This window comes from Shinella sp. (genome assembly GCF_049651085.1).
Taxonomy (GTDB): domain Bacteria; phylum Pseudomonadota; class Alphaproteobacteria; order Rhizobiales; family Rhizobiaceae; genus Shinella.
Genome location: NZ_JBASBL010000004.1, coordinates 41031 through 65802 on the forward strand (window position 1 = coordinate 41031; position 24772 = coordinate 65802).

The following is a 24772-nucleotide window of genomic DNA, read 5'->3' on the forward strand; positions in this document are numbered from 1 at the left end:
GACTGCACAGTCAAAGGCAGCCCCGCCGCGGCGAGGCCTTCATGTCATTTCGTGGCGGATGCCTCTTCGGCGTGAACCGGATTGACCCGGTCGCCATCGCGAACATAGGCGCCGGCCTTGGCGACCACTTCGTCACCGGCGGCAAGGCCGCTGACGATCTCGATCACCTGGCCATCCTGAATGCCGGTTTCGACCGGGACCAGCTTGACGACGCCACTCTCCACCTTGCGTGCCACCGTCTTGCCGTCCGCCGTGGTGATGGCGGAAAGCGGCAGGGCGATGCCCTGTCTTTCCTCGACGATGATCTCGGCGCTGGCAAACATGCCGGCGCGTGCCTTGCCGGGTTCGTCGAAGCGGATATAGACATGGCCGAGACGGCTTTGCGGGTCGAGCGTCGGTTCGACGAGGCGGATCTTGCCGGTAAGTTTTGCCGCACCGCCGGCGAGCGTGACGCTTGCTTTCTGGTCCGGCGCCAGCTTGAGGATCCCGTCTTCCGAAACGTCGGCCTTCAGTTCGATTTCGCCGTCGCGGATCACGGTAAACAGCGGTGAGGCGCTGCCGCTGGCGATTGCGCCAACCTTCGCCGTGCGGGCGGAGACGACGCCGGCAACCGGCGATTTCACCGCCGTGCGGGCGAGCTTCAGGTCGATGTCGTCGATCTGCGACTGGGCCACCTTGATGTCGGCTTGCGAAACCGTGATCGCCTGCTCTGCCGAATTGAGACGGGCAAGAGCGGCATCCGCGGCGGCGATGGCCTGGTCGGCATTTGCCTGGGATTGCGAGCCGGATTTGACGAGCCTCTGGGCGCGGTCACGAACGCGGACGGCCTCGTCGGCATTGGCCTTCGCCTCGACGAGTTGCGCCTCGATCTGTGCAAGCGCGGCTTCGGCCTTGGCGAGAGATGCTTCGGTCTGGCTCTTCTGCAGCAGCAGAGCATCGTCGTTCAGCGTGGCGAGCGTGCCGCCGGCCTCGATGGTATCGCCGATATCGGCGGCCAGCGTGCGGATGGAAAGGCCCTCGACGAGTGGGCTGACATAGACTTCCTCGACGGCCTGTATCGTACCCGTCGCGATCACGCGGTCGACGATGGCGCGCGTTTCAGCGGCGGTGACGACGATCGCTGGAAGATTTTGTGACTGCTGCTGTTCGGTGGCCTTGCCGGTGGCCGCATCGGCGGCGAAGGCAAGAACCGGGGTGAGCGTCATGAAAGCGGCGGCGGAAAAAGAGAAGACTTTCCTGTGTCCAGAAGCCATAAGCCGAACTTTCCCAAAGAGCATGACTTTATGATCTTGGTCCGGACGTTCTTTTTATACTTTGTGCCGGACTTTATTCCCTGCCAGCATAGCGACATGGAAGGCTCCTCAGCCTCTCCCTGCTCTTGCTGTGCGGTCTATGTAATCCGCGTCCGTTCACCTTACAAGAGGCAACGGAATGGTGCCTCATTATTTTATGCGTTTGGAATTTCGCCAGCAATCGCGGCGCTTTCGGCTGCCTGAAACCAAACGTGCGGGGCAGGGCCCCGCACGCGCTGTTTTCCTCGAAATGAGGATTACTTGAGTGCTTCGTTTGTGATCTCGTGCGTCCAGGCGCCTTCCGGCTCCTTGGAGATGACGGGATCCGAACCGCCGGCGAGCAGTGAGGCGACCGTGCGCTTGTAGTCCGCCTCGTCGAGCGCGCCGTTTGAGCCGGCGGTCAGCTTGGCGACTTCGCTCATCATGCGCTTCTGGTGTGCTTCGGTCTGTGCACCGGTGGAATCGTTTTCGAGAACGATATCCGCGGCTTCGTCCGGGTGCTCCTCGGCATATTTCCAGCCCTTCATGGAGGCGCGCACGAACTTGACCATCTTTTCCTTGAAGGCCGGGTCCTTGAGCTTGTCTTCCAGCACGTAGAGACCGTCTTCCAGCGTCGCGACGCCCTGGTCCTCATACTTGAAGGTCACGAGGTCCTCCGGCTTGATACCGGCATCGAGAACCTGACCGTATTCGTTGTAGGTCATGGTGGAGATGCAGGCAGCCTGCTTCTGGATCAGCGGATCGACGTTGAAGCCCTGCTTGAGGACCGTCACGCCGTCCGGCCCACCCTCGGTCGGGATTTTCAGGTGGCTCATCCAGGACAGGAACGGATATTCGTTGCCGAAGAACCAGACGCCGAGCGTCTTGCCCTTGAAGTTTTCCGGGCCGGTAACGCCGGATTCCTTCAGACAGGTCAGCATCATGCCCGACGACTTGAAGGGCTGGGCGATGTTGACGAGCGGTACGCCTTTCTCGCGGGTGGCAAGGGCAGACGGCATCCAGTCGACGACGACGTCGGCGCCGCCGCCGGCGATCACCTGCGCGGGGGCGATGTCGGGGCCGCCCGGCTTGATTTCGACGTCGAGGCCTTCCTCTTCGTAGAAGCCCTTGTCTTTCGCGACGTAGTAGCCGCCGAACTGGGCTTGCGTGACCCATTTCAACTGGAGCGTCACCTTGTCGGCGGCCTCGGCCTGGAACGCGGCAAGCGAGAAGGCGCTTGCCAGAAGCAGCGATGCGATCTTCGTTTTCATGTCAGTTCCCTCTTTCTTATTTTACGCCTGTCCACCGCGGACAGACGGGTGCCAGAACGTGACGACCCGCTCGATAAGCGCGACGATCCCGTAGAAGGCAGAGCCAGCCACCGCGGCAACCGCGATTTCGGCCCAAACCATGTCGACATTCATGCGGCCCACTTCCGTGGAAATCCGGAAGCCCATGCCGACGATGGGCGTTCCGAAGAATTCGGCGACGATGGCGCCGATGAGTGCGAGCGTGGAATTGATCTTCAGCGCGTTGAAGATGAAGGGCCAGGCGGCGGGAAGCCGGAGTTTGACGAGGGTCTGGAACCAGTCGGCGGCGTAGGTGCGCATCAGGTCCCGTTCCATATGGCTGGTCGCGGCAAGGCCGGAGACGGTGTTCACCAGCATGGGGAAGAAGGTCATGATGACGACGACGGCGACCTTGGACTGCCAGTCGAAGCCGAACCACATGACCATGATGGGAGCAATGCCGATCACCGGCAGTGCAGAGACGAAATTGCCGAGCGGCAGCAGGCCCTTCTGCAGGAAGGGCGAGCGGTCGATGAGAACCGCGACGAGGAAGCCGAGGCCGCAGCCGAGCGCATAGCCGACGAGTACGGATTTCAGGAAGGTCTGGCGGAAGTCCGCCCAGAGCGTGGGAACGGAATTGATCAGCCGCACCCAGATCATGCTTGGCGGCGGCAGCAGCACGGAGGGGATGTTGAAGCCCCGCACGATGCCTTCCCACAGCACGAGGATGGTGGCGCCGAAGATCAGCGGCACGGCGAGACGGGCGGTCCGGTCGGCGGCGGGGCTCGAAAATTTCTGCCGCACCAGCCATTCGTTGAACGCCCAGGCGGCGAGCCAGAAGACGATGGCGGCGATGAGGATGGAGAGGTTCATGCCCGTTCCCCCATGCGCTTGAGGACGAGGCTATGGGCGATGCCGACGACGATGACGAGCAGCGCCGCCACCGCCGCGGCCATGAAGAGCGCCGCCCAGATCTGCACCGTCTGGCCGTAGTAGGAGCCGGCGAGCAGGCGGGCACCAAGGCCGGCGACGGCGCCGGTCGGCAATTCGCCGACGATCGCGCCGACGAGCGAGATGGCGATCGCCACCTTCAGCGAGGTGAAGAGATAGGGCATGGAGGCCGGCCAGCGCAGCTTCCAGAAGGTCTGCGCGCCGGAGGCATGGTAGGTGTGCATGAGGTCGAGCTGAATCTGTTCGGGACTGCGCAGCCCCTTCACCATGCCGACGACGACCGGGAAGAAGGACAGATAGGTCGAGATCAGCGCCTTCGGCATCAGGCCGGAAATGCCGACGGCGTTCAGCACCACGATGATCATCGGCGCGATGGCGAGGATCGGGATCGTCTGGCTGGCAATGACCCAGGGCATCAGCGAGCGGTCCATGGCGCGATTGTGCACGATGGCGATGGCGAGAAGGACGCCGAGAACCGCCCCCATGGCAAAGCCGAGCAATGTCGCCGACAGCGTGATCCAGGAATGATAGACGAGGCTGCGCTTCGAGGTGATCGCCTTGTTGACGGTCGTGTCCCACAGTTCGGCAAAGACCTGGTGCGGGGCCGGCAGCACCGGCCGCTCCTGCGCCATCGTCTTCGGCAGCAGTTCCATGAAGCTGATGGTCGTATTGGCGCGGGCCGCCTTGTCGCGCTCGAAGGGCGCGTTCAGCACGACGACGAAGACGTACCAGAGCGCGATGAGCGCGATGAGGACGGTGCCTATCGGAAGCAGGCGGTCACGAAGGAAGCTTGCCTGTTCCATGGGTCAGCTCCGCGACGGGGAGGGCAGCAGCATCAGCCCCATGGCGAGAATGCCGAGGCCGACGCCGGCAAGCTGGGTGGTGCTCAGCCGTTCGCCGAAGAACAGGAAGGCGATGACGTTGATGATGAGAAGCTGCGTGATGGCGGAGAGCGAGACCGCAAGGCCAAGCCCGCCCTCCCTCATCAATTTCAGCATCAACAGGTTGCCCACGATGTAGAGGGTCAACGAGAGCGCCAGGTAGAGGATGTTGGTCGTGCCGACATAGGCGCGCGATGCGGTGGCCGCCCCGATGAAGACAGCCGTCGAGCCGGCGAGCCAGAGCATGAAGGAGAGCTTCATCAGGCGTGCTCCTCATAGCTGTGGCCGGCGCGCAGCCCCTCCCTGACCCGATGGGCGACCTCGAGGAATTCCGGCGTTTCGCGGATGCCAAGCGGACGCTCCCTGGGCAGCGGCGATTCGATGATATCGGTCACGCGGCCGGGGCGGGGGCTCATGACGACGATTTTCGTCGAGAGATAGACCGCCTCGGGGATCGAATGGGTGACGAAACAGATCGTCTTTCGGGTGGCGGCCCACAGTTTCAGGAGCTGCTCGTTGAGGTGGTCGCGCACGATCTCGTCGAGCGCGCCGAAGGGCTCGTCCATCAGGAGAAGATCGGCATCGAAGGCGAGCGCGCGGGCAATCGATGCGCGTTGCTGCATGCCGCCGGAAAGTTGCCAGGGATATTTCTTGCCGAAGCCGGAGAGATTGACGAGGTCGAGCGTGCGTTCGACGCGAGCCTTCTGCTCCTGCCGCGAGTGGCCCATGATTTCGAGCGGCAGCGCGATGTTCTTCTCGATCGTGCGCCAGGGATAGAGCGCGGCGGCCTGGAAGACGTAGCCGTAGGCGCGTTGCCTGCGGGCTTCTTCCGGCGTCATGCCGTTGACCGTGATCGCGCCGGAGGTCGGCTTTTCGAGGTCGGCGATGACGCGCAGAAACGTCGTCTTGCCGCAGCCCGAAGGGCCGATGAAGGAGACGAAATCGCCCTTTTCGACTGAGAGATTAACACCGGTCAGCGCCGTGACCGGGCCGTCGGCGGTCTGGAAGGTGAGACCGAGATCTTTTGCTGAGACGACAGTATCGGATGGGGACATGCAGCTCATCTTTCGGCGCCTCGCACAGCGCGGTTTTGGGCAGACTGCATGTCCATACTCAGCATTGCAATCGGCATTGTCTGCGGTATCGCTCCAGGCGCGGAAATCTTCTGCCCGAGCCGGGAAACGAGAGGATGGCGGTGAAAAAGCAGGTTGGGTGTCTGATGCCTGACCGTCACTGCTCGCACCTCGTCAGCGGCCCCCGGAGCGTGCCGTCGGGAAAGCTGTTGGTGTCGCTGCCGCCATGTGCCTGGTCGCCACAGCTCGAACCGACAAGGCCGGCCGCCGCCCCCGCCGGACCGGCGAGAGCAAAGCCGAAAAGAAGGGCGGGGAGCGAGCGGGCGGCGTGCATCACACGCCGCTCGCCGGAATGCCGCTACGCTCCACCTTGCGCGGGGCGGTGATTTCCTTCCAGGTCGAAAGCGCCTTGTTGACGGCGGTGAACGGCTCGCGCCTGACGAACTGGCCGTGGCCCTCGCGGGTCTTGACGGTGCTTTCCTCTATGGCGACCACGCCGCGCGTCAGCGTGTAGCGCGGTAGGCCGGTCACCTGCTTGCCCTCGAAGACGTTGTAGTCGATCGAGGACTGCTGGCTTTTTGCGGAGATGGTCTTGGAGCGTTTCGGATCCCAGACGACGATATCGGCGTCGGCGCCGACGAGGATGGCGCCCTTCCGCGGATAGACGTTGAGGATCTTCGCGATGTTGGTGGAGGTGACGGCCACGAACTCGTTCATGGTGAGGCGGCCGGTATTGACGCCGTGGGTCCACAGCATCGGCATGCGGTCTTCGAGACCGCCGGTGCCGTTCGGGATCGCGCGGAAATCGCCGATGCCCGTGCGCTTCTGGGCGGTTGTGAAGGCGCAATGGTCGGTCGCCACCACCTGCAGCGAACCGCTCGCAAGGCCGGCCCAGAGCGAATCCTGATGCTGCTTGTTGCGGAAGGGCGGGCTCATCACCCGGCGGGCGGAATGGTCCCAGTCCTTGTTGAAATACTCGCTCTCGTCGAGCGTCAGGTGCTGGATCAGCGGTTCGCCATAGACGCGCATGCCGTTCTGGCGCGCGCGGCGGATGGCTTCATGCGCCTGTTCGCAGGAGGTGTGCACGACATAGAGCGGGCTGCCCGCCATATCGGCGATGATGATGGCGCGGTTCGTAGCCTCGCCCTCGACGGAGGGCGGGCGCGAATAGGCGTGGCCCTCGGGGCCGTTGTTGCCCTCGTCCATCAGCTTTGCCTGCATGGCGGCGACCACGTCGCCGTTTTCCGCATGGACGAGCGGCAGTGCGCCGAGCGCCGCGCAGCGCTGGAACGAGGCGAACATCTCGTCGTCGTTCACCATCAGCGCGCCCTTGTAGGCCATGAAGTGCTTGAAGGTGTTGATGCCCTTCTCGTCGACGATCGCTTTCATCTCGTCGAAGACCTGTTCGCCCCACCAGGTGACGGACATGTGGAAGGAATAGTCGCAGTTGGCGCGGGTCGACTTGTTGTCCCAGCGCTTGAGCGCGTCCAGCAGCGACTGGCCGGGATCGGGCAGACAGAAATCGACCACCATGGTCGTGCCGCCGGCAAGGCCGGCGCGCGTGCCGCTTTCGAAGTCGTCGGCCGAATAGGTGCCCATGAAGGGCATTTCGAGATGCACATGCGGATCGATTCCGCCCGGCATGACATAACAGCCCGCCGCATCCAGCACCTCGTCGCCGGAGAGGTCCGGGCCGATCGCGACGATCCTGCCGCCCTCGATCTTGACGTCCGCCTTGTAGCTCAGGTCCGCGGTAACAATGGTTCCGCCCTTGATGACAGTGCTCATTCTTCCGTCCCTTCATCATCTTCAAAGCTGCTCGGAAATACGCAGATTTCGAGCGAGAACTTCAGGTCCGCCAGACGCCGGATGATCGCTGTGTCGAAGTCGGGGCAGATCGCCGCGATCCGGTTTGCGTCGAAATAGATTGCGAGGCTGATCTCGCGGGAGGTGCCGATCTGCGCGGCTGCCGAGAACACTTTCTCATGACGGGAAATGACGCCGTGCAGGTACTCGCCGGCGTTACCGCCGACGCCATCCTCACCGCGAGGGTATAGGAAGATTTCGTCAGGCCCGGGTTTTATCGTCCAGCCATCGATATCAGCGACGAAATGGTCGATTTCAGCCTGAGAAAGCCCGTTCAGGCGCATGGTGAAGGAGTATTCGATTGTCGCCTTCTCGCCGCCGCTGGCTTCGGTGTCTTCCGGGAGCTTGTCTGGACTCATTCCGCAATCCCCGCCGTTTCGATCACCGCATGGAGCAGCACATCGGCGCCGGCGGCGGCCCATTCCTTGGAGATATCCTCCGCCTCGTTGTGCGAGAGACCACCGACGCAGGGGCACATGATCATCGTGGAGGGCGCGACCTTGGCGGTCCAGCAGGCATCGTGGCCGGCGCCGGAAATGATGTTCATGTGGCTGTAGCCGAGGTCCTCGGCAGCCTTGCGCACGGTGGCGACCAGCGTCGGGTCGAAGGTGACGGGATCGAAATGGCCGACCGCCTCGACGGAACAGCCGACGCCGAGCGCCGCGCAGATCTTCGGCGCTTCCGCCTCGATGCGGGCGCGCATGCCGTCGAGCTTGTTCTGGTCGGGCGAGCGGATGTCGACCGTGAAGACGACCTGGCCGGGCAGCACGTTGCGCGAATTCGGCGAGAAGAAAACCTGACCGACGCCGCCGACGGCGCCCGGCTGGTTGTCCATGGCGACCGTCTGCACCATTTCGAGGATGCGCGACATGGCAAGGCCGGCATTGACGCGCATGGCCATCGGCGTCGAGCCGGTATGGGCCTCGCGGCCGGTCAGCGTGAATTCCAGCCACCACAGGCCCTGGCCATGGGTGACGACGCCAATGGCCTTGTTTTCCGCCTCGAGGATCGGGCCCTGTTCGATGTGATACTCGAAATAGGCGTGCATCTTGCGCGCGCCGACCTCCTCGTCGCCGATCCAGCCGATACGCTTCAGCTCGTCGCCGAAGGTCTTTCCGTCGGGATCCTTGCGGCTATAGGCGTAGTCCTGCGTATGCACGCCGGCAAAGACGCCGGAGGCGAGCATGGCGGGGGCGAAGCGGGCACCTTCCTCGTTCGTCCAGTTGGTGACGACGATGGGGTGCTTTGTCGTAATGCCGAGATCGTTCAGCGAGCGGACGACTTCGAGGCCGGCGAGCACGCCGAGCACGCCGTCATATTTGCCGCCGGTCGGCTGGGTATCGAGGTGCGAGCCGACATAGACGGGCAGGGCGTCGGGATCGGAACCCGCGCGCGTCATGAACATGGTACCCATCGTGTCGACGCCCATCGTCAGGCCGGCGTCATCGCACCATGTCTGAAAGAGACGCCGCCCTTCGGCGTCGGAATCGGTTAACGTCTGGCGATTGTTGCCGCCGGCAATGCCGGGGCCGATCTTCGCCATGTCCATGAGGGAATCCCATAGGCGGTCCGCGTTGACACGCATGTTCTCGCCGGGTGCGGCCATGTCGTATGCTCCCACGTCTTCGGGCTCTTGAGGCCCTATTTGTTCCCACCGGCTGGCAGCGCGATTGTTTGTTTTGCGCCGTCCGTTCACAGTAGTTGCCTTTACTTGACAACTGCCTGATAATTTGACCGGTTGGTAAACATTACAGCTTCCGTTGCGGCACTCAAGCCGAAAAACCAAAAACCTCGGTAGAGCGCCAAGAAAAAGGCGGCTGGTTAAACTGGTGGATTTGACGGCACTTTTCCGCGCGACGGAAGAGGCCCGGGAGGCATGATGGCATTACCGAGGGCGGCGAGGACACAGCGACGCACGCGCATCCAGGAAGCGAAGGAGGAGCAGATCCTCGAAGCCGCGCTGGAGGTCTTTTCGCTCCACGGTTTCCGCGGCGCAAAGGTGGATCAGATCGCCGATGTGGCCGGCATGTCCAAACCGAACCTGCTCTACTATTTCCGCACCAAGGAGGCGATGCACCGGGCGTTGATCACCCGGGTTCTCGATACCTGGCTCGATCCGCTGCGTGAATTCGATGCGCAGGGCAATCCGGTTTCGGAGATCCGCAGCTATATCCGCCGCAAGCTGGAAATGGCGCGCGATTTTCCCCGCGAAAGCCGGCTTTTCGCCAATGAAATCCTGCAGGGCGCGCCGAATATCGAGGACGAGCTGAAAGGTCCGCTGAAGGCCCTCGTCGACGAGAAGGCGGAGGTCATCCGCTCATGGGCCAAGGCGGGCAAGATCGCCAAATGCGATCCGTACCACCTCATTTTTTCGATCTGGTCGACGACGCAGCACTATGCCGACTTCGATGTTCAGGTCCGCGCCGTGCTGGGGCAGGACCATTCGGATGCCGGGCGGTTCGAGGATGCGGCGCGCTTCCTCGAGCAACTCTTCCTGAACGGCCTGCATATCAGCGATCAGCCGGCCTGACAGGCCCTTCACGCAAGGCCGCTGTTCAATCCGGCAGCAAGGCCATCATCGCAAGGCCGCCTGCGGTGACGAGAGCGCCGACCAGCACCGGAATGCTTGCCCAGCCGTGGCCGAGAAGGCCTTCAAGCAGGATGATGAAGCTCGGTGTCAGATAGCCGTAGCCGAGGACCTTGGAGGCCGGCAGGCGCATCGAGGCATATTGCAGTAGCAGGAAGGTGCCGGCCGTGGTGACGACCGCGAGATAGGTGACGGCGGCATAGACGGAAAAGGGCAGGGCGGAAAAATCGACCTCAAGGAGGCCCTTGATGCCCGGCGGAATCAGCCAGAGCGTCGCGCCCACCGTGACCCAGAAGCCGAAGGCGACGGCGGATTCCCCGCGGTCGAAGCGGCGGATCAGCGGCACGTAGAGCGCGTGGCAAAAGACGCCGATGAAGAAGATCATCTCGCCGGTGCCGATGTCGAAGGAGACAATCGCGTCGATATTGCCGCGGAAGATCACCCACACCGCGCCGGCTGCGGCGATGACCAGGCCTGCGAGCACGCCGGGACGGGTCTTCTGGCCCAGCACCGGCAGCGCGAAGGCGGCGCTCAGAAGCGGCATCAGGGTGAAGACCGCGCCGGTGGCGACGGGGCTGGTGAATTCCAGCGCCATGAACATCGTCAGCATATAGACCGCGATGAGGCCGCCGAGCAGCAGGAAGCGCCAGATCTCCTTCGGCAGGGTGGCGGGGACACGGAAAACGCCGAAGGCAAGCGCCGCCATCACGCCGATGGTCAGGATATAGCGCCAGAGCATCAGCGGCTCTGCATCCATGTAGCGTGCGGCCAGTCCGCCGAAGGAGAAGGAGCCGGCGATCAGCACGGCGAAGAGCAGCATGGCGAGATGACCCTTGAGCTTTTCACGGCCTTTGGCATGAACGGCATGGCCCATCGGGGCCGGCATACGCTTCGTCAAGAAAATCATCCTATTGTCTGTATCGAGGCATGCTCATAGCCCCCTGCGGAGCGGCGCGCCACCCCCACAGGAAAGCCGCAATCTCCGCCCATATGCCCGCGATATTCGAAAGGACACTTCATGACGACGGCCATCGGCTTCAAGGACACGGATCGCAAGACGAGCGAATTGCTCGAGGACATCATCCACTCGATCAAGGGCGAGCACATCACGTTGCGCGATCTTCTGTCGATGATGGGGGAGAGCGGTCTCCTGCTGCTTTGTGCCTTCCTGTCGCTGCCCTTCCTTTTCCCGGTTTCGATCCCCGGCGTTTCGACGGTGTTTGGAGCCGGCATCGTGCTGATCAGTGCGGCGATCACGCTCAACCGCCTGCCCTGGCTGCCGGGCAAGGTCGCCGACCGTCGGCTCGAAAGCAGCAAGCTTAGGCCCGTGCTGGAGCGCGGCGTGACGTTCCTGCGCAAGTTCGATCGCTTCTTCAAGCCGCGCATGATGTCGCTGACTTCCGGTGCGGTGATGAACCGGGTGAACGGTCTCGTGCTGATGGGGGCTGGCCTTCTGCTCATGGCGCCGCTCGGGCTCATTCCCTTTTCCAACACGCTGCCGGGCGTCGCCATCCTGCTGCTCGCCGCCGGCATTTCGCAGCGTGACGGCCTGGTGGTTCTCGCTGGTTACGTGATGGTCGTGCTGACGATCGTCTATTTCGCGGGCCTTGCGCTGCTGGCCTATAGCGCCGGACAGAGTTTCAATATCTTCGGATAGGCCTTCGAGCCGAAAAGCGCTCCCGGCTCACCACCCACGCCCCGCCTTCCGTCGGGACCTCGGATCGAGGGTGACGGAAGAGGAGCGTGGGTGGCCGGGAGGACCGGTGAAAGTGTTGAAGAGCGGCCGGGGCCAAAGACCCCGGCTGTTTCGTTTTACTCCGCAGCCTGGCGCGCCATCGGGTTGTTCGGATGGGTGGTCCAGTTGGCGTAGTTCGGGTCGACGGGCTTTCCGGTGCGCTGGTCGAGCACGCCGGGTTCCAGCCCGACCATGGTGATGCAGTTCTCCACCGGGCAGACGTTGACGCAGAGATTGCAGCCGACGCACTCGTCTTCCATCACCTCGAAATGCCTGATGCCATCGACGAACTGCGTGATCGCCTGATGCGAGGTATCCTCGCAGGCGATGTGACAGCGGCCGCACTTGATGCAGGCATCCTGGTCGATATGGGCTTTCGCGATGTAGTTAAGGTTGAGATACTGCCAGTCCGTGACATTGGGCACGGCGCGGCCGCAGATGTCGTCGAGGTCGCGGTGGCCCTTGGCGTCCATCCAGTCGGAAAGGCCCGAGATCATTTCCTGCACGATCTTGAAGCCGTAGGTCATCGCCGCGGTGCAGACCTGTACGTTGCCGGCGCCAAGCACCAGGAACTCCGCGGCGTCGCGCCAGGTCGTCACGCCGCCGATGCCGGAGATCGGCAGGCCGTAGGTTTCAGGATCGCGGGCGATTTCGGCCACCATGTTGAGCGCGATGGGCTTGACCGCCGGGCCGCAATAGCCGCCATGGGTACCCTTGCCGCCGACCGTCGGGTTGGGTGCGAAATTGTCGAGATCGACGGAGACGATCGAGTTGATCGTGTTGATCAGCGACACGGCGTCGGTGCCGCCCGCCTTTGCCGCGCGGGCGGGCTTGCGCACGTCGGTGATATTCGGTGTCAGCTTGGTGATGACCGGCATGCGCGTATATTGCTTGCACCAGCGCACGACCATTTCGATATATTCCGGCACCTGCCCGACGGCGGCGCCCATGCCGCGTTCGGACATGCCGTGCGGACAGCCGAAGTTGAGTTCGATGCCGTCGGCGCCGGTCTCTTCCACCAGCGGAAGGATCGCCTTCCAGCTCTCCTCCTCGCAGGGCACCATGATCGAGGCGACCAGCGCCCGATCCGGCCAGTTCATCTTGACCTGCTTCATCTCGCGCAGGTTCGTGTAGAGGTCGCGGTCGGTGATCAGTTCGATATTGTTGAGGCCGAGGAGGCGGCGGTCGGCGCCCCAGATCGCGCCATAGCGCGGGCCGTTGACGTTGACGACCGGCGGGCCTGCCTCGCCGAGCGTCTTCCAGACCACGCCGCCCCAGCCGGCCTTGAAGGCGCGCTCGACATTGTAGGCCTTGTCGGTCGGCGGTGCGGAAGCGAGCCAGAACGGGTTGGGCGACTTGATGCCGACGAAGTTGTTGCGAAGATCAGCCATGTCTCATCTCCCTCAAGCGACGGCAATGGAAGGCTGCGCAGCGGCAGCCAGCATGCGGTTGATCGAATCGGCGGCATCGCGACCTTGAGCGACCGACGTGACCGTCAGGTCCTCGCCCGCCTTCACGCAGTCACCTCCGGCCCAGACATTGGCGACGGAGGTGCGGCCTTCGGCATCGATGGCGATGCGGTTGCCGGACATTGCCAGCGAGCCGAGGCCGGCGGCCTCGAAAGTCTGGCCGATGGCCTTGAAAATCTGGTCGGCGGCAAGCGCCCCGGTTTCCCCGGTGCCGACGAGCTTGCCGTCGCGCAGTTCGGTATATTCCATCTCGATGCCGGCGACGTGACCGTCCTTTGCGATGACGCGCCTGGGCTGGAGCCAGTGGCGGATCATCACGCCCTTGGAGGTGGCGAGATCCTGCTCGAAGGGTGAGGCGTTCATGTGCTCCTTGCCGCGGCGGTAGCAGATCGTCACTTCCTCCGCGCCGAGCAGCTTTGCCTGCACGGCCGCATCGATGGCCGTCATGCCGCCGCCGATGACGACGACCCGCCGGCCGACCGCAAGGGTGGCCTTGTCCGCCGTCTGGCGCAGTTCCGCGATGAAATCGACCGCATCGACCACGCCGGGAAGGTTTTCGCCCTCCGCGCCGAGCGCGTTGACACCGGCAAGGCCCATGCCGAGGAAGACGGCGTCGAAATTGGCGCTGAGGTCGGCGAGCGAGAAATCGCGGCCGAGCTTCAGGCCGTTCTTCACCTCGATACCGCCGATGGCGAGCACATAGTCGACTTCCCGCTGTGCGAAGTCGTCGACCGCCTTGTAGGTGGCGATGCCGTACTCGTTGAGGCCGCCGGCTTTTTCGCGGGCCTCGAAGATCACGACGTCATGGCCGGCCATGGCAAGCCGGTGGGCGCAGGCAAGGCCTGCCGGGCCGGCGCCGACGACAGCGATCGCCTTGCCGGTGCGCGCCGTGCGCTCGTAAAAATGCTTGTTTTCCGTCATCGCCACGTCGGTTGCGTAGCGTTGCAGGCGGCCGATCTCGACGGGGCGATGCTCGGCGGTGTTGCGCACGCAGGCCTGTTCGCAGAGCGTTTCAGTGGGACAGACGCGGGCGCACATGCCGCCAAGGATGTTCTGGTCGAAAATCGTCTTGGCCGAGCCGAGCGGGTTGCCCGTCGAGATCTGGCGGATGAACAGTGGAATGTCGATGGAGGTGGGACAGGCCGTCATGCACGGTGCATCATGACAGAAGTAGCAGCGGTCGGCTGCGACCAGCGCCTCATGGTCGTCGAGGCGCGGGTGGAGGTCTGAAAAGTTCGTCTCGTATTCGGCGGGCGCAAGACGCCCATTATGGATCCCAGATTGCGTCGTTCCCATAGTTATCTCCCATTCGAGTGGGCTTTTTGAATAAGGGAACGGTAACTCAGGTTTATTTTTTTATCAAACGGTAAAATTTCCTGAGAAATGCTGGTTTTCCGGGTGGTTTGGCAAATTTAAACATGAGATTTCAAGTTATGTTTTTCCCCCGGCAGTAAAGAGATGCGTCGAAGACTGTTCTGGTGACGGCATCGGCGACGTTTGACAGACCGCATGAAAAGATGCAGCAAATCGTGTGAAGCAATCGGGGTAAACAATGGCGAAGCGGAGCGAAACAGCCGGGCGGCTTGACGATGCGGCAAGGGCAGGCTGGCTCTACTACGTTGCCGGCCGCACGCAGGACGAGATCGCCTCCGCCATGGGCATCTCCCGCCAGTCGGCGCAGCGCCTTGTCTCGCTCGCCGTCGCGGAGCGGCTGATAAAGGTGCGCCTCGACCACCCCATTGCCGAATGCCTTGAACTCGGCGAGGCGCTGCGTGAAAAATTTGCTCTCGTGCATGTCGATATCGTGCCGAGCGATCCCGGCTCCTCATCGACGACAATAGGCATAGCGGAGGCGGGCGCGGCGGAAATCGAGCGCTGGCTGAAGAAGAGCGAGCCTATCGTGCTTGCGGTCGGTACGGGGCGCACGCTGAAGGCTGCCATCGACCAGCTTCCGGCGATGGAATGTCCGCAGCACCGCATCATGTCGCTGACCGGCAATATCGGCCCGGACGGCTCGGCTGCCTATTACAACGTCATCTTCTCCATGGCCGATGCGGTCAAGGCGCGGCACTATCCCATGCCGCTGCCGGTGCTTGTTTCCTCCATCGAGGAGCGTGACCTCCTGCACAGACAGAGCCTCGTGCAGTCGACGCTGCAGCTCGGCCGCGAGGCGGACGTCGCCTTTGTCGGTGTCGGCGAACTCGGCGCGGATGCGCCGCTGTGCCTCGACGGTTTCCTCGATCCCGAAGAAATGGCGCGGCTGATGGAAGAGGGAGCCGCCGGCGAGATCTGCGGCTGGATGTTCGACCGGGACGGCAAGCTGCTCGAAGGCAGCATCAACGAACGCGTCGCCTCCGTGCCGCTGCCGCCGCGCGAGACGACGACGGTCATCGGCCTTGCCAAGGGAAAGCGTAAGTATACGGCTCTTCTCGCAGCGCTCCGCGGCAGCATGATCAACGGCGTCATCACCGACGAAACGACTGCGCGCCACCTGCTTTCGGCCTGACGGCGGCTCCTTCGGCCTGTTGGGCGGCTCGCCGCAACAAAAAAATCCCATGAGATTCAAGGCTGGCTGCTCTGCGTTGTGCATTGCAGCAACGAATGGTCGTTGACTTGTTGCGCCGCTTCATGAGTAATTGCCCATGAGCGAAGCAAATGCTCAATATCCTTCTGGGAGGAAGACGATGAATTTGAGAACCTTTCTGCTGGGCACCTGCTCGGTTGCTCTCCTGTGCGGAGTCGCGAACGCAGAATCGCTGACGATCGCCACCGTGAACAACGGCGACATGATCCGCATGCAGGGGCTGACGGAAGACTTCACCGCGAAGAACCCGGACATCCAGCTCGAGTGGGTAACGCTCGAGGAAAACGTACTGCGCGAACGCGTCACGACCGACATCGCGACGAAGGGCGGCCAGTACGATGTCGTCACGATCGGCAACTACGAAGTTCCGATCTGGGCGAAGCAGGGCTGGCTGGTCGCGCTCGAAGGCCTCGGCGCCGACTATGACGTCGATGACCTGCTGCCGGCGATCCGCGGCGGCCTGTCGGTGGACGGCAAGCTCTATGCCGCGCCGTTCTATGGCGAATCCGCCATGATAATGTACCGCAAGGACCTGTTCGAGAAGGCCGGCCTCACCATGCCCGATTCCCCGACCTGGGAATTCATCGGCGAGGCTGCCCGCAAGATCACGGACCGCGGCGCCGACATCAACGGCATCTGCCTTCGCGGCAAGGCCGGCTGGGGTGAGAACATGGCGTTCCTCACCGCGCTCAACAACTCCTTCGGCGGTCGCTGGTTCGACGAGAACTGGCAGCCGCAGTTCGACCAGCCGGAATGGAAGGCCTCCCTTCAGTTCTATGTCGACATGATGAAGGATGCAGGCCCGCAGGGCGCTTCGTCGAACGGCTTCAACGAAAACCTGACGCTCTTCCAGCAGGGCAAGTGCGGCATGTGGATGGATGCGACGGTCGCTGCCTCCTTCGTGTCCAACCCGAAGGATTCGACGGTTGCCGACAAGGTCGGCTACGCGATCTTCCCCGACACGGGCAATGGCAACCATGGTCATTGGCTGTGGTCCTGGAACCTTGCCGTTCCGGCAAGCTCGACCAAGGCGGAAGCTGCGCAGAAGTTCATTTCCTGGGCGACCGGCAAGGGCTACACCGAACTCGTCGCCAGTAAGGAAGGCTGGGCGAACGTTCCTCCGGGCACGCGCACCTCGCTCTACAAGAACGCCGAGTATGAGAAGGCTGCTGCTTTCGCGGCTCCGACCCTTGCGGCGATGGACGCAGCCGACATCACCAAGCCGTCGGTCAAGCCGGTGCCCTATACGGGCGGCCAGTTCGTGGCGATCCCTGAATTCCAGAGCCTCGGAACGACGGTCGGTCAGCTCTTCTCGGCAGTGCTTGCCGGCCAGTCCTCTGTCGATGACGCGCTGGCTCAGGCGCAGTCGGTGACGACGCGGGAAATGACCCGCGCCGGCTACATCAAGTAAGCCTCCTCCTCAAGGACGGGCTGCCCGGACGCGTTCCGGGCAGCCGATGAAACGGGCTTGCCTTTCGCGCCTGCCCTCATTCCTTGCCACAGCGGATACGAACTGACTGCATCGGCCGGCAAACCGGCTTTCGGGAGGAAGACATGGCGACTGAGAACACGCGTGGTTTGGCGCGTTGGATGTTGGCACCCTCGGTTGGGCTGCTGCTGGTCTGGATGGTCGTGCCATTGGCGATGACGCTGTGGTTCTCGTTCCAGAACTACAACCTGCTGAACCCGGGCAATGTCAGCTGGGCGGGCCTGTTCAACTATCAGTATTTCTACACCGATCCGGCCTTCTTCCAGTCGATCTGGAACACGCTGCTGATCGTCGGCGGGGTGCTTCTGATCACCGTTTGCGGCGGGATCGCGATTGCGCTCCTGCTCGACCAGCCGATGTGGGGGCAGGGGATCGTGCGCATCATGATCATCTCGCCGTTCTTCGTCATGCCGCCGGTGGCCGCGCTGGTGTGGAAGAACATGATCATGCATCCGGGCTACGGGGTGCTTGCCGATATCAACCGGGCCCTCGGCCTCCAGCCCGTCGACTGGTTCGCGCAGTATCCGCTGCTGTCGATCATCATCATCGTCGCCTGGCAATGGCTGCCCTTTGCCACCCTCATCCTGCTCACTGCGCTGCAATCGCTCGACGGCGAGCAGAAGGAAGCGGCCGAGATGGACGGCGCCGGCTTCGTCAACCGCTTCATCTACCTGACGCTGCCGCATCTTTCGCGCTCGATCACGGTGGTGATCCTGATCCAGACGATCTTCCTGCTCGGCGTCTATGCGGAAATCCTCGTCACCACTAATGGCGGGCCGGGCTATGCGTCCACCAACCTGCCGTTCCTGATCTATCGCACCGCGCTTTTGGGTTACGACGTCGGCGGCGCATCGGCCGGCGGCATCATCGCCGTCATCCTCGCCAACATCGTTGCGCTCTTCCTCATGCGCGCCGTTGGCAAGAACCTCGACAAGTAGTTACCGCAGTTCCGGACGGAAAACCGCTCCACGCGTTTCCTGGAACAGCTTTTAAGGGAGGCAAGACCATGGCCCGTGCCGTTTCGACCCGAAGAACCGTCGCCTTCACGATCGCCGCCTGGATCATCGCGCTGATCATCTTCTTTCCGATCCTCTATACGATCATCACCTCGTTCAAATCCGAGACCGAGGCGATCCAGGGGTTCAACATCATCCCTTCGGGCACGGTCGAAAGCTATGCGGCCGTGCAGGCGCAGAGCAACTACTTCAAGTTCTTCCTGAACTCGGTGGTGATTTCAGTCGGCTCGACGCTGCTGGCGCTGGCCGTCGCGATCCCGGCGGCCTGGTCGATGGCCTTCTCGCCGACGCGGCGCACCAAGGACATCCTGATGTGGATGCTCTCGACCAAGATGATGCCGGCGGTTGCGGTGCTGGTGCCGATCTACCTGATCTTCCGCGATACGGGCCTGCTCGACACGCGCGTCGGCCTCACCGTCATGCTGACGCTGATCAATCTGCCGATCGTCGTGTGGATGCTCTACACCTATTTCCGCGAGATCCCCGGCGAAATCCTGGAAGCCGCGCGCATGGACGGCGCCAGCCTTTGGGGCGAGATCGTCTACGTGCTGACGCCGATGGCGGTGCCGGGCATCGCTTCGACGCTGCTGCTCAACATCATCCTCGCCTGGAACGAAGCCTTCTGGACGATCCGCCTGACGACGACCAACGCTGCGCCGCTGACTGCCTTCATCACCTCGTTTTCCAGCCCGCAGGGTCTCTTCTGGGCCAAACTCTCGGCAGCCTCGACGCTCGCCATCGCCCCCATCCTCATCATGGGATGGTTCAGCCAGAAACAGCTTGTCCGCGGCCTGACCTTCGGCGCCGTGAAGTAAGACGACCAGACCGGAGAGGAAACCCATGGGCAAGATCATCCTGAAGAAAGTCAACAAGAGCTTCGGCACGACGCAGGTCATTCCGGGCATCGACCTCACCATCGAGGATGGCGAGTTCGTCGTCTTCGTCGGCCCGTCGGGCTGCGGCAAGTCCACGCTGCTGCGTCTTATCGCGGGCCTCGAGGACACCACCAGCGGCGCAATCGAGATCGACGGCCGGGACGTCACCGGGGAAGCGCCGGCAAAGCGCGGCCTTGCCATGGTGTTCCAGTCCTACGCGCTCTACCCGCATATGAGCGTCGCCAAGAATATCGCCTTCCCCCTGAAGATGGCGAAAATGGATCAGGCGACGATCGACAGGAAGGTGACGGAAGCCGCCCGCGTGCTCAACCTCACCAACTATCTCGAGCGCCGTCCGGGCCAGCTATCCGGCGGCCAGCGCCAGCGTGTGGCCATCGGCCGGGCGATCGTGCGCGAACCGTCCGCTTTCCTGTTCGACGAACCGCTGTCGAACCTCGACGCGGCGCTGCGCGGCACGATGCGGCTCGAGATCAGCGAACTGCATCACCAACTGAAGACCACGATGATCTACGTCACCCACGATCAGGTGGAGGCCATGACCATGGCCGACAAGATCGTCGTGCTGAATGCCGGAAATATCGAGCAGGTCGGCTCGCCGCTCGACCTCTACAACAAGCCGGACAACCTGTTCGTCGCCGGCTTCATCGGCTCGCCGCGCATGAATTTCGTCAAGGGCGAGGCGGCAAAGCCGTGGAACGCGCCGACCGTCGGCATCCGTCCTGAACATCTGAAACTGTCCAAGGAGAGCGGCAGCTGGAAGGGCGTCGTCGGCGTCGCCGAGCATCTCGGCTCCGACACCTTCCTGCATGTCAATGTCGAGGGCATCGGCATGATGACCGTGCGCGCCGACGGCGACTTCCCCGTCAAGCACGGCGACATCGTCCACCTCACCCCCGAAGAAACCCGCATCCACCGCTTCGACGAAAACGGACAGGCAAAAAGATGAAGAGACTACAAGGCAAGAGCGCGCTGATCACGGGATCGGCGCGCGGCATCGGCCGGGCTTTTGCTGAGGCCTATATTCGCGAGGGCGCACGCGTCGCCATCGCCGACATCAACATGGAGCGGGCGGAGGCGACGGCGAGGGAGATAGGTCCGGCGGCCTATGCCGTCGGGATGGACGTGACGCGGCAGGACTCGATCGATGCGGCCATTGCGGCTTGCGTGAAGGAAGCCGGCGGGCTCGACATCCTCGTCAACAATGCCGCGCTCTTCGACCTTGCGCCGATCGTCGAGATCACGCGGGAGAGCTATGACCGGCTGTTCTCGATCAATGTCGCGGGCACGCTCTTCACGCTGCAGGCCGCGGCCAGACAGATGATCGCGCAGGGCCGCGGCGGCAAGATCATCAACATGGCAAGCCAGGCCGGCCGGCGCGGCGAGGCGCTCGTCGGGGTCTATTGCGCCACCAAGGCCGCCGTCATCAGCCTCACCCAGTCGGCAGGGCTGAACCTCATCAAGCACGGCATCAACGTCAATGCGATCGCGCCCGGCGTGGTCGACGGCGAGCACTGGGACGGCGTCGATGCGCTCTTCGCCAAATACGAGAACCGTCCCCTCGGCGAGAAGAAGCGGCTGGTCGGTGAGGAAGTGCCCTTCGGCCGCATGGGAACGGCTGACGACCTCACCGGCATGGCGATCTTCCTCGCCTCGCAGGAGAGCAACTACATCGTCGCGCAGACCTACAATGTCGACGGCGGCAACTGGATGAGCTGAGGCTCCGCACCACCTCGGGGCAGGAATACGCAGAGACCGGATAAACCGGAAGGAATGGACCATGACCACGAAACTGTCGCTCGCCACCCTCAAGGAAGCCTCGAAGACCGCAGGCGTGCCGGCTTACGAGCGCGATAGCCTCACGGCGGGCATCGTCCATTTCGGTGTCGGCAACTTCCACCGGGCCCATCAGGCGGTCTATCTCGACGACCTGTTCAACCTCGGCCTCGACCACGACTGGGCGATTGTCGGCGCGGGTGTTCTTCCCTCCGATGCGGCGATGCGCGACAAGCTCGCCGGCCAGGATTTCCTGACGACCGTCGTGGAGCAGGACAACAACCGCTCCGGCGCGCGCGTCACCGGCGCGATGATCGACTATCCTGCGCCCGGCAATGCGGCAGCCACCGTCGCGCGGCTTGCCGATCCGGCGATCCGCATCGTCTCGCTGACGATCACCGAGGGCGGCTACTTCATCAATCCGGCCTCCGGCGCCTTCGATCCCGCACATCCGGCAATCGCTGCGGATGCTGCCAATCCCGCCGGGCCGAAGACGGTCTTCGGCCTCATCCTTGCCGGCCTCAGGGCGCGCCGGGACAAGGGCATCGCGCCCTTCACCGTCATGTCCTGCGACAACATTCCCGGCAATGGCGAAGTCACCCATGCAGCTGTTTCCGGTCTTGCGCGCCTCTCCGACCCCGGTCTTGCCGACTGGATCGACGCCAATGTCGCCTTCCCGAACGGCATGGTCGATCGGATCACCCCGGCGACGGGTGCACGCGAGATCGGCATCGTGGCGGACGACTACGGCATCGACGATGCCTGGCCGGTGTTCTGCGAGGAATTCAAGCAATGGGTGCTGGAGGATCGCTTTCCCGAGGGCCGCCCGGCGCTGGAGAAGGTCGGCGTGCAGTTCGTGCCGGATGTCGCACCCTACGAGCACATGAAGATCCGCATCCTCAATGGCGGCCATGCGGCGATCGCCTATCCGGCGGCCCTGCTCGACATTCACTTCGTGCACGAGGCGATGCAGGATCCGGACATCCGCGCCTTTCTCGCCAAGCTGGAGCGTGAAGAGATCATCCCCGTCATTCCGCCGGTTCCGGACACCGATCTCAACGACTACTTTTCCCTCATCGAACGGCGCTTTTCTAATCCGAAGATCGCCGACACGATCCCGCGTCTGGCGCAGGACGGTTCCAACCGTCAGCCGAAGTTCATCCTGCCGTCCACGGCAGACCGGCTGGCGCGTGGCGAGGACGTCACCGGCCTTTCGCTCGTCTCTGCGCTATGGTGCCACTATCTTGCGGGCACGACCGACAGCGGCAAGGCGATCACCTTCAATGACCCCAATATCGACCGCCTCCATGCCGCCGCGACCGCCGCAAGGCGCGATCCGATGGCTTTCCTGGAACTCAAGGACATCTTCGGCACCGTGGCGGCCTCGGATCTCTTCAGGAATCGTTTCGCCACCGCCCTCGGATCGCTCCAGCAGAACGGCGCGCGGGCGACGTTGATGCGCTATCTGGAAAACACGCTGGCAAACTGAGGTCCTTGAAATCCGGGGCTTTTCATCGAAGAGGGCAGACAGTACCACGGGGGCCCGAAATGGAACGGAAAGCCATGGCCGCCAAAACGACAGAACTGGTCATCTTCGATTGCGACGGCGTGCTGGTCGATAGCGAGCCGATCTCGATTGCGGTGCTGGTCGAGGCGCTCGCTGCGGCGGGTGTCGCGATGAGCGAGGCGGAGGCGCATGACCGTTTCCTCGGCCGCAGCCTGCAAAGCATGTCGGAAATCCTGCATGACGAATACGGCCTTGCCATCGATGCGGCCTTCCTCGAAGCCATGCGCAAGGTGCTCTACGAGCGGTTCCGCGCCGAGCTGCAACCCATCGACGGTATCGCCGAGACGGTCGATGCGCTCGGCATCGTCCATTGCGTGGCCTCGTCCAGCCAGCCGGAACGCATTCGCCTCTCGCTTACGGTTACCGGCCTCATCGATCGGTTCGAGCCGAACATCTTCAGCGCCAGCATGGTGACTCGCGGCAAGCCGGCGCCCGATCTCTTCCTGCATGCCAGCGCGGCGATGGGGGTGGCACCCGGCCACTGCGTCGTCGTCGAGGACAGCCCGGCCGGCATCGCGGCGGCAAAATCCGCCGGCATGCGGGTCGTCGCCTTTACGGGTGGCTCGCATGCGCGCACGCCGGAGCATCGCGAAAGCCTGCTCAGCCTCAATCCCGACGCCCTGTTTGACGACATGCGGGAATTGTTACAGTTTGTCCGCCAGGAAGAGGACGGCGGGAAAGAATATTGATGCGCGATCTGATCGTTGCGGTGGACATAGGCACGGGCAGTGCCCGCGCCGGCGTGTTCGATCGAAGCGGCATGCTGCTCGGGCGCTCCGAGCACCCGATCGCCATGCGCCGGCCGAGCGCTAACCACGCCGAGCACGATTCGGAAAATATCTGGCAGGCCGTCTGCGTTGCGGTGAAAGCCGCCTGCACTCTGGCCGGGGCGAGTGCCGCACGCATTGCCGCGCTCGGCGTCGATGCGACCTGCTCTCTCGTCGTGCGGGATACGGCGGGCCGCCCGCTTGCAGTGTCCGGCGGCGAGGATGCCCGCTGGGACACCATCGTCTGGCTGGATCATCGTGCGCTGGCGGAAGCCGATCTTTGTACGGCGACACAGCATCCCGTGCTTGCCCATTCGGGGCGCGCCATGTCGCCGGAAATGGAGATGCCGAAGCTCATGTGGCTGAAGCGCCATCGGCCGGAGCAATGGGCGAGGGCGGGATACTTCTTCGACCTTGCTGATTTCATCACCTGGCGGGCGACCGGCTCGAATGCCCGCTCGCGCTGCACCATGGCCGCCAAGTGGAATTATCTCGCCCATGAAGAACACCCCTGGAATGCGAGCTTCCTGAAGGCCATCGGCCTTGAGGATGTGCGCGAGCGTGGTTCGCTGCCGGAGGAAACGCTGGCCGTCGGTTCGGCTGTCGGGCGCCTGACGGCCTGCGCGGCGGGTGATCTCGGTCTGGATACGGATTGTGTGGTCGCGACGGGTCTGATCGACGCCTATGCCGGCACGCTCGGCGTTCTGGGGCGCTTTGCCGGGGAGCCGCAGAAGCTGGAACGCCAGCTCGCGCTGATCGGTGGCACCTCGAGCTGCATCGTCGCCTTTTCGCGCACGGAGAAATTCGGCTTCGGCATGTGGGGGCCGTATTACGAGGCCGTTCTGCCGGGCTTTTGGCTGGTGGAGGGCGGCCAATCGGCGACGGGTGCCCTGCTCGACCATATCGTGCGTGCGCATAGCGCCGGCGGCGAGCCGACAGCGGCCAATCATGCGCGCATCATCGCCCGTATCCGCGAGATGCGGGAGAAAGAGGGCGAAGCCTTTGCCGCCCGGCTGCATGTCCTGCCGGATTTCCACGGCAACCGTTCGCCATTCGCCGATCCCCACGCGCTCGGTGTCATCAGCGGGCTTGCGCTTGACGCCTCCTTCGACGGGCTCTGCCGGCTCTATTGGCGCACCTCGCTCGCCATTGCGCTCGGCATTCGCCACATCATCGAAAAGCTCGGTGAGGAAGGCTATTCGCTTGATACGCTGCACGTTGCCGGGGGGCATGTGCGCAATCCCTTGCTGATGGAGCTTTACCGGGACGTCACGGGTTGCCGCGTCGTGGTGCCGGATACCAGCGATGCGGTGCTGCTCGGGACGGCAATGGTCGCGGCCGTCGCGGGCGGCATGTTCCCGGATCTTCCGGCGGCAGGCTCCGGCATGTATCCGGGGGGCATCGAGGGGCTGCCGGATGCCAGCCGCAAGGCCGGCTACGACCGGGATTATCGCCGCTTCCTCGCGCTCCACCGCCACCGGGCGGAACTCGAAGCGATCGACTAAAAACCTTTGAAAAAAATTGCGAGCCGGTGGAACCAAACGTCCCCTGGCGGGTT

General features: G+C 63.3%; 24 protein-coding genes. 11 read left to right on the plus strand and 13 right to left on the minus strand.

Going from position 1 to position 24772, the window contains the following annotated elements; genetic code table 11:
* Positions 1 to 44 precede the first annotated feature (44 nt).
* The 10 genes from WA950_RS00630 to WA950_RS00675 all read right to left on the minus strand — a co-directional run bounded on the left by WA950_RS00630 (position 45) and on the right by WA950_RS00675 (position 8937).
* A complete protein-coding gene (locus WA950_RS00630; protein WP_424550047.1) occupies positions 45 to 1205 on the minus strand; it encodes an efflux RND transporter periplasmic adaptor subunit in 1161 nt (386 codons plus the stop codon).
* 344 nt (positions 1206 to 1549) lie between these two features.
* Complete coding sequence (locus WA950_RS00635; protein ID WP_424549736.1) at positions 1550 to 2542, minus strand: ABC transporter substrate-binding protein; 993 nt, start codon at positions 2540 to 2542, stop codon at positions 1550 to 1552.
* A gap of 21 nt (positions 2543 to 2563) precedes the next feature.
* Positions 2564 to 3433 (minus strand): ABC transporter permease, encoded by an 870-nt coding sequence (locus WA950_RS00640; protein ID WP_424549737.1) that lies wholly within the window; start codon positions 3431 to 3433, stop codon positions 2564 to 2566.
* Entirely contained in the window at positions 3430 to 4314 is an 885-nt protein-coding gene (locus WA950_RS00645; RefSeq protein WP_424549738.1) for an ABC transporter permease, read from the minus strand. Before WA950_RS00645 ends, WA950_RS00640 begins: the two co-directional genes overlap by 4 nt.
* A 3-nt stretch (positions 4315 to 4317) precedes the next feature.
* The gene (locus WA950_RS00650; protein WP_424549739.1) at positions 4318 to 4653 is read right to left on the minus strand and encodes a hypothetical protein; all 336 of its coding nucleotides are present in this window, start codon (positions 4651 to 4653) and stop codon (positions 4318 to 4320) included.
* Positions 4653 to 5447, minus strand: a complete 795-nt coding sequence (locus tag WA950_RS00655) for an ABC transporter ATP-binding protein (RefSeq protein ID WP_424549740.1) — start codon at positions 5445 to 5447, stop codon at positions 4653 to 4655. Before WA950_RS00655 ends, WA950_RS00650 begins: the two co-directional genes overlap by 1 nt.
* Before the next feature lie 175 nt (positions 5448 to 5622).
* Positions 5623 to 5799, minus strand: a complete 177-nt coding sequence (locus tag WA950_RS00660; RefSeq protein WP_424549741.1) for a hypothetical protein — start codon at positions 5797 to 5799, stop codon at positions 5623 to 5625.
* Positions 5799 to 7253, minus strand: coding sequence for a dihydropyrimidinase (gene hydA / locus WA950_RS00665; protein WP_424549742.1), 1455 nt, complete (start codon positions 7251 to 7253; stop codon positions 5799 to 5801). Before hydA ends, WA950_RS00660 begins: the two co-directional genes overlap by 1 nt.
* Positions 7250 to 7690, minus strand: coding sequence for a hypothetical protein (locus WA950_RS00670; protein WP_424549743.1), 441 nt, complete (start codon positions 7688 to 7690; stop codon positions 7250 to 7252). The genes hydA and WA950_RS00670 overlap by 4 nt, the downstream gene beginning before the upstream one ends.
* The gene (locus WA950_RS00675) at positions 7687 to 8937 is read right to left on the minus strand and encodes a Zn-dependent hydrolase (protein WP_424549744.1); all 1251 of its coding nucleotides are present in this window, start codon (positions 8935 to 8937) and stop codon (positions 7687 to 7689) included. The genes WA950_RS00670 and WA950_RS00675 overlap by 4 nt, the downstream gene beginning before the upstream one ends.
* 273 nt (positions 8938 to 9210) lie before the next feature.
* Between WA950_RS00675 and WA950_RS00680 the strand changes: the two genes are divergently transcribed.
* Positions 9211 to 9861, plus strand: coding sequence for a TetR family transcriptional regulator C-terminal domain-containing protein (locus WA950_RS00680; protein WP_424549745.1), 651 nt, complete (start codon positions 9211 to 9213; stop codon positions 9859 to 9861).
* A gap of 25 nt (positions 9862 to 9886) precedes the next feature.
* Here WA950_RS00680 and WA950_RS00685 read toward each other — a convergent pair whose 3' ends face one another.
* On the minus strand, positions 9887 to 10816 hold the full coding sequence (locus tag WA950_RS00685; protein WP_424549746.1) for a DMT family transporter: 930 nt from the start codon (positions 10814 to 10816) through the stop codon (positions 9887 to 9889).
* Positions 10817 to 10936: 120 nt separating this feature from the next.
* On the opposite strand from WA950_RS00685, the gene WA950_RS00690 reads away from it, so the two are divergent.
* On the plus strand, positions 10937 to 11575 hold the full coding sequence (locus WA950_RS00690) for an exopolysaccharide biosynthesis protein (RefSeq protein WP_424549747.1): 639 nt from the start codon (positions 10937 to 10939) through the stop codon (positions 11573 to 11575).
* Positions 11576 to 11730: 155 nt separating this feature from the next.
* Here the strand turns inward: WA950_RS00690 and preA are convergent, their stop codons facing one another.
* The gene (preA, locus tag WA950_RS00695) at positions 11731 to 13044 is read right to left on the minus strand and encodes an NAD-dependent dihydropyrimidine dehydrogenase subunit PreA (RefSeq protein WP_424549748.1); all 1314 of its coding nucleotides are present in this window, start codon (positions 13042 to 13044) and stop codon (positions 11731 to 11733) included.
* Between the two features lie 12 nt (positions 13045 to 13056).
* Positions 13057 to 14418 (minus strand): NAD(P)-dependent oxidoreductase, encoded by a 1362-nt coding sequence (locus tag WA950_RS00700; protein ID WP_424549749.1) that lies wholly within the window; start codon positions 14416 to 14418, stop codon positions 13057 to 13059.
* 256 nt (positions 14419 to 14674) lie between these two features.
* Between WA950_RS00700 and WA950_RS00705 the strand changes: the two genes are divergently transcribed.
* The 9 genes from WA950_RS00705 to WA950_RS00745 all read left to right on the plus strand — a co-directional run bounded on the left by WA950_RS00705 (position 14675) and on the right by WA950_RS00745 (position 24719).
* Entirely contained in the window at positions 14675 to 15628 is a 954-nt protein-coding gene (locus tag WA950_RS00705; protein WP_424549750.1) for a sugar-binding transcriptional regulator, read from the plus strand.
* A 178-nt stretch (positions 15629 to 15806) separates the two neighbouring features.
* Entirely contained in the window at positions 15807 to 17117 is a 1311-nt protein-coding gene (locus WA950_RS00710) for an ABC transporter substrate-binding protein (protein WP_424549751.1), read from the plus strand.
* A 143-nt stretch (positions 17118 to 17260) separates the two neighbouring features.
* The gene (locus WA950_RS00715) at positions 17261 to 18133 is read left to right on the plus strand and encodes a carbohydrate ABC transporter permease (RefSeq protein ID WP_424549752.1); all 873 of its coding nucleotides are present in this window, start codon (positions 17261 to 17263) and stop codon (positions 18131 to 18133) included.
* 68 nt (positions 18134 to 18201) lie between these two features.
* Entirely contained in the window at positions 18202 to 19026 is an 825-nt protein-coding gene (locus tag WA950_RS00720) for a carbohydrate ABC transporter permease (protein WP_424549753.1), read from the plus strand.
* Between the two features lie 25 nt (positions 19027 to 19051).
* Positions 19052 to 20053, plus strand: a complete 1002-nt coding sequence (locus WA950_RS00725) for an ABC transporter ATP-binding protein (RefSeq protein WP_424549754.1) — start codon at positions 19052 to 19054, stop codon at positions 20051 to 20053.
* Entirely contained in the window at positions 20050 to 20823 is a 774-nt protein-coding gene (locus WA950_RS00730) for an L-iditol 2-dehydrogenase (protein WP_424549755.1), read from the plus strand. The genes WA950_RS00725 and WA950_RS00730 overlap by 4 nt, the downstream gene beginning before the upstream one ends.
* 61 nt (positions 20824 to 20884) lie before the next feature.
* Complete coding sequence (locus tag WA950_RS00735; RefSeq protein WP_424549756.1) at positions 20885 to 22369, plus strand: mannitol dehydrogenase family protein; 1485 nt, start codon at positions 20885 to 20887, stop codon at positions 22367 to 22369.
* Between the two features lie 74 nt (positions 22370 to 22443).
* Complete coding sequence (locus WA950_RS00740) at positions 22444 to 23136, plus strand: HAD family hydrolase (RefSeq protein WP_424549757.1); 693 nt, start codon at positions 22444 to 22446, stop codon at positions 23134 to 23136.
* The gene (locus tag WA950_RS00745) at positions 23136 to 24719 is read left to right on the plus strand and encodes an FGGY-family carbohydrate kinase (RefSeq protein ID WP_424549758.1); all 1584 of its coding nucleotides are present in this window, start codon (positions 23136 to 23138) and stop codon (positions 24717 to 24719) included. The genes WA950_RS00740 and WA950_RS00745 overlap by 1 nt, the downstream gene beginning before the upstream one ends.
* The last annotated feature ends 53 nt before the right edge of the window (positions 24720 to 24772 follow it).

Coding starts and splice junctions, on each gene's coding strand:
- WA950_RS00705 (WP_424549750.1), top strand. CDS start 14,675: ATGGCGAAGCGGAGCGAAACAGCCGGGCGGCTTGACGATGCGGCAAGG.
- WA950_RS00630 (WP_424550047.1), bottom strand. CDS start 1,205: ATGACGCTCACCCCGGTTCTTGCCTTCGCCGCCGATGCGGCCACCGGC.
- WA950_RS00675 (WP_424549744.1), bottom strand. CDS start 8,937: ATGGCCGCACCCGGCGAGAACATGCGTGTCAACGCGGACCGCCTATGG.
- WA950_RS00640 (WP_424549737.1), bottom strand. CDS start 3,433: ATGAACCTCTCCATCCTCATCGCCGCCATCGTCTTCTGGCTCGCCGCC.
- WA950_RS00700 (WP_424549749.1), bottom strand. CDS start 14,418: ATGGGAACGACGCAATCTGGGATCCATAATGGGCGTCTTGCGCCCGCC.
- WA950_RS00680 (WP_424549745.1), top strand. CDS start 9,211: ATGGCATTACCGAGGGCGGCGAGGACACAGCGACGCACGCGCATCCAG.
- WA950_RS00725 (WP_424549754.1), top strand. CDS start 19,052: ATGGGCAAGATCATCCTGAAGAAAGTCAACAAGAGCTTCGGCACGACG.
- WA950_RS00720 (WP_424549753.1), top strand. CDS start 18,202: ATGGCCCGTGCCGTTTCGACCCGAAGAACCGTCGCCTTCACGATCGCC.
- hydA (WP_424549742.1), bottom strand. CDS start 7,253: ATGAGCACTGTCATCAAGGGCGGAACCATTGTTACCGCGGACCTGAGC.
- WA950_RS00635 (WP_424549736.1), bottom strand. CDS start 2,542: ATGAAAACGAAGATCGCATCGCTGCTTCTGGCAAGCGCCTTCTCGCTT.
- WA950_RS00740 (WP_424549757.1), top strand. CDS start 22,444: ATGGCCGCCAAAACGACAGAACTGGTCATCTTCGATTGCGACGGCGTG.
- preA (WP_424549748.1), bottom strand. CDS start 13,044: ATGGCTGATCTTCGCAACAACTTCGTCGGCATCAAGTCGCCCAACCCG.
- WA950_RS00655 (WP_424549740.1), bottom strand. CDS start 5,447: ATGTCCCCATCCGATACTGTCGTCTCAGCAAAAGATCTCGGTCTCACC.
- WA950_RS00745 (WP_424549758.1), top strand. CDS start 23,136: ATGCGCGATCTGATCGTTGCGGTGGACATAGGCACGGGCAGTGCCCGC.
- WA950_RS00690 (WP_424549747.1), top strand. CDS start 10,937: ATGACGACGGCCATCGGCTTCAAGGACACGGATCGCAAGACGAGCGAA.
- WA950_RS00645 (WP_424549738.1), bottom strand. CDS start 4,314: ATGGAACAGGCAAGCTTCCTTCGTGACCGCCTGCTTCCGATAGGCACC.
- WA950_RS00730 (WP_424549755.1), top strand. CDS start 20,050: ATGAAGAGACTACAAGGCAAGAGCGCGCTGATCACGGGATCGGCGCGC.
- WA950_RS00715 (WP_424549752.1), top strand. CDS start 17,261: ATGGCGACTGAGAACACGCGTGGTTTGGCGCGTTGGATGTTGGCACCC.
- WA950_RS00660 (WP_424549741.1), bottom strand. CDS start 5,799: ATGCACGCCGCCCGCTCGCTCCCCGCCCTTCTTTTCGGCTTTGCTCTC.
- WA950_RS00670 (WP_424549743.1), bottom strand. CDS start 7,690: ATGAGTCCAGACAAGCTCCCGGAAGACACCGAAGCCAGCGGCGGCGAG.
- WA950_RS00710 (WP_424549751.1), top strand. CDS start 15,807: ATGAATTTGAGAACCTTTCTGCTGGGCACCTGCTCGGTTGCTCTCCTG.
- WA950_RS00650 (WP_424549739.1), bottom strand. CDS start 4,653: ATGAAGCTCTCCTTCATGCTCTGGCTCGCCGGCTCGACGGCTGTCTTC.
- WA950_RS00735 (WP_424549756.1), top strand. CDS start 20,885: ATGACCACGAAACTGTCGCTCGCCACCCTCAAGGAAGCCTCGAAGACC.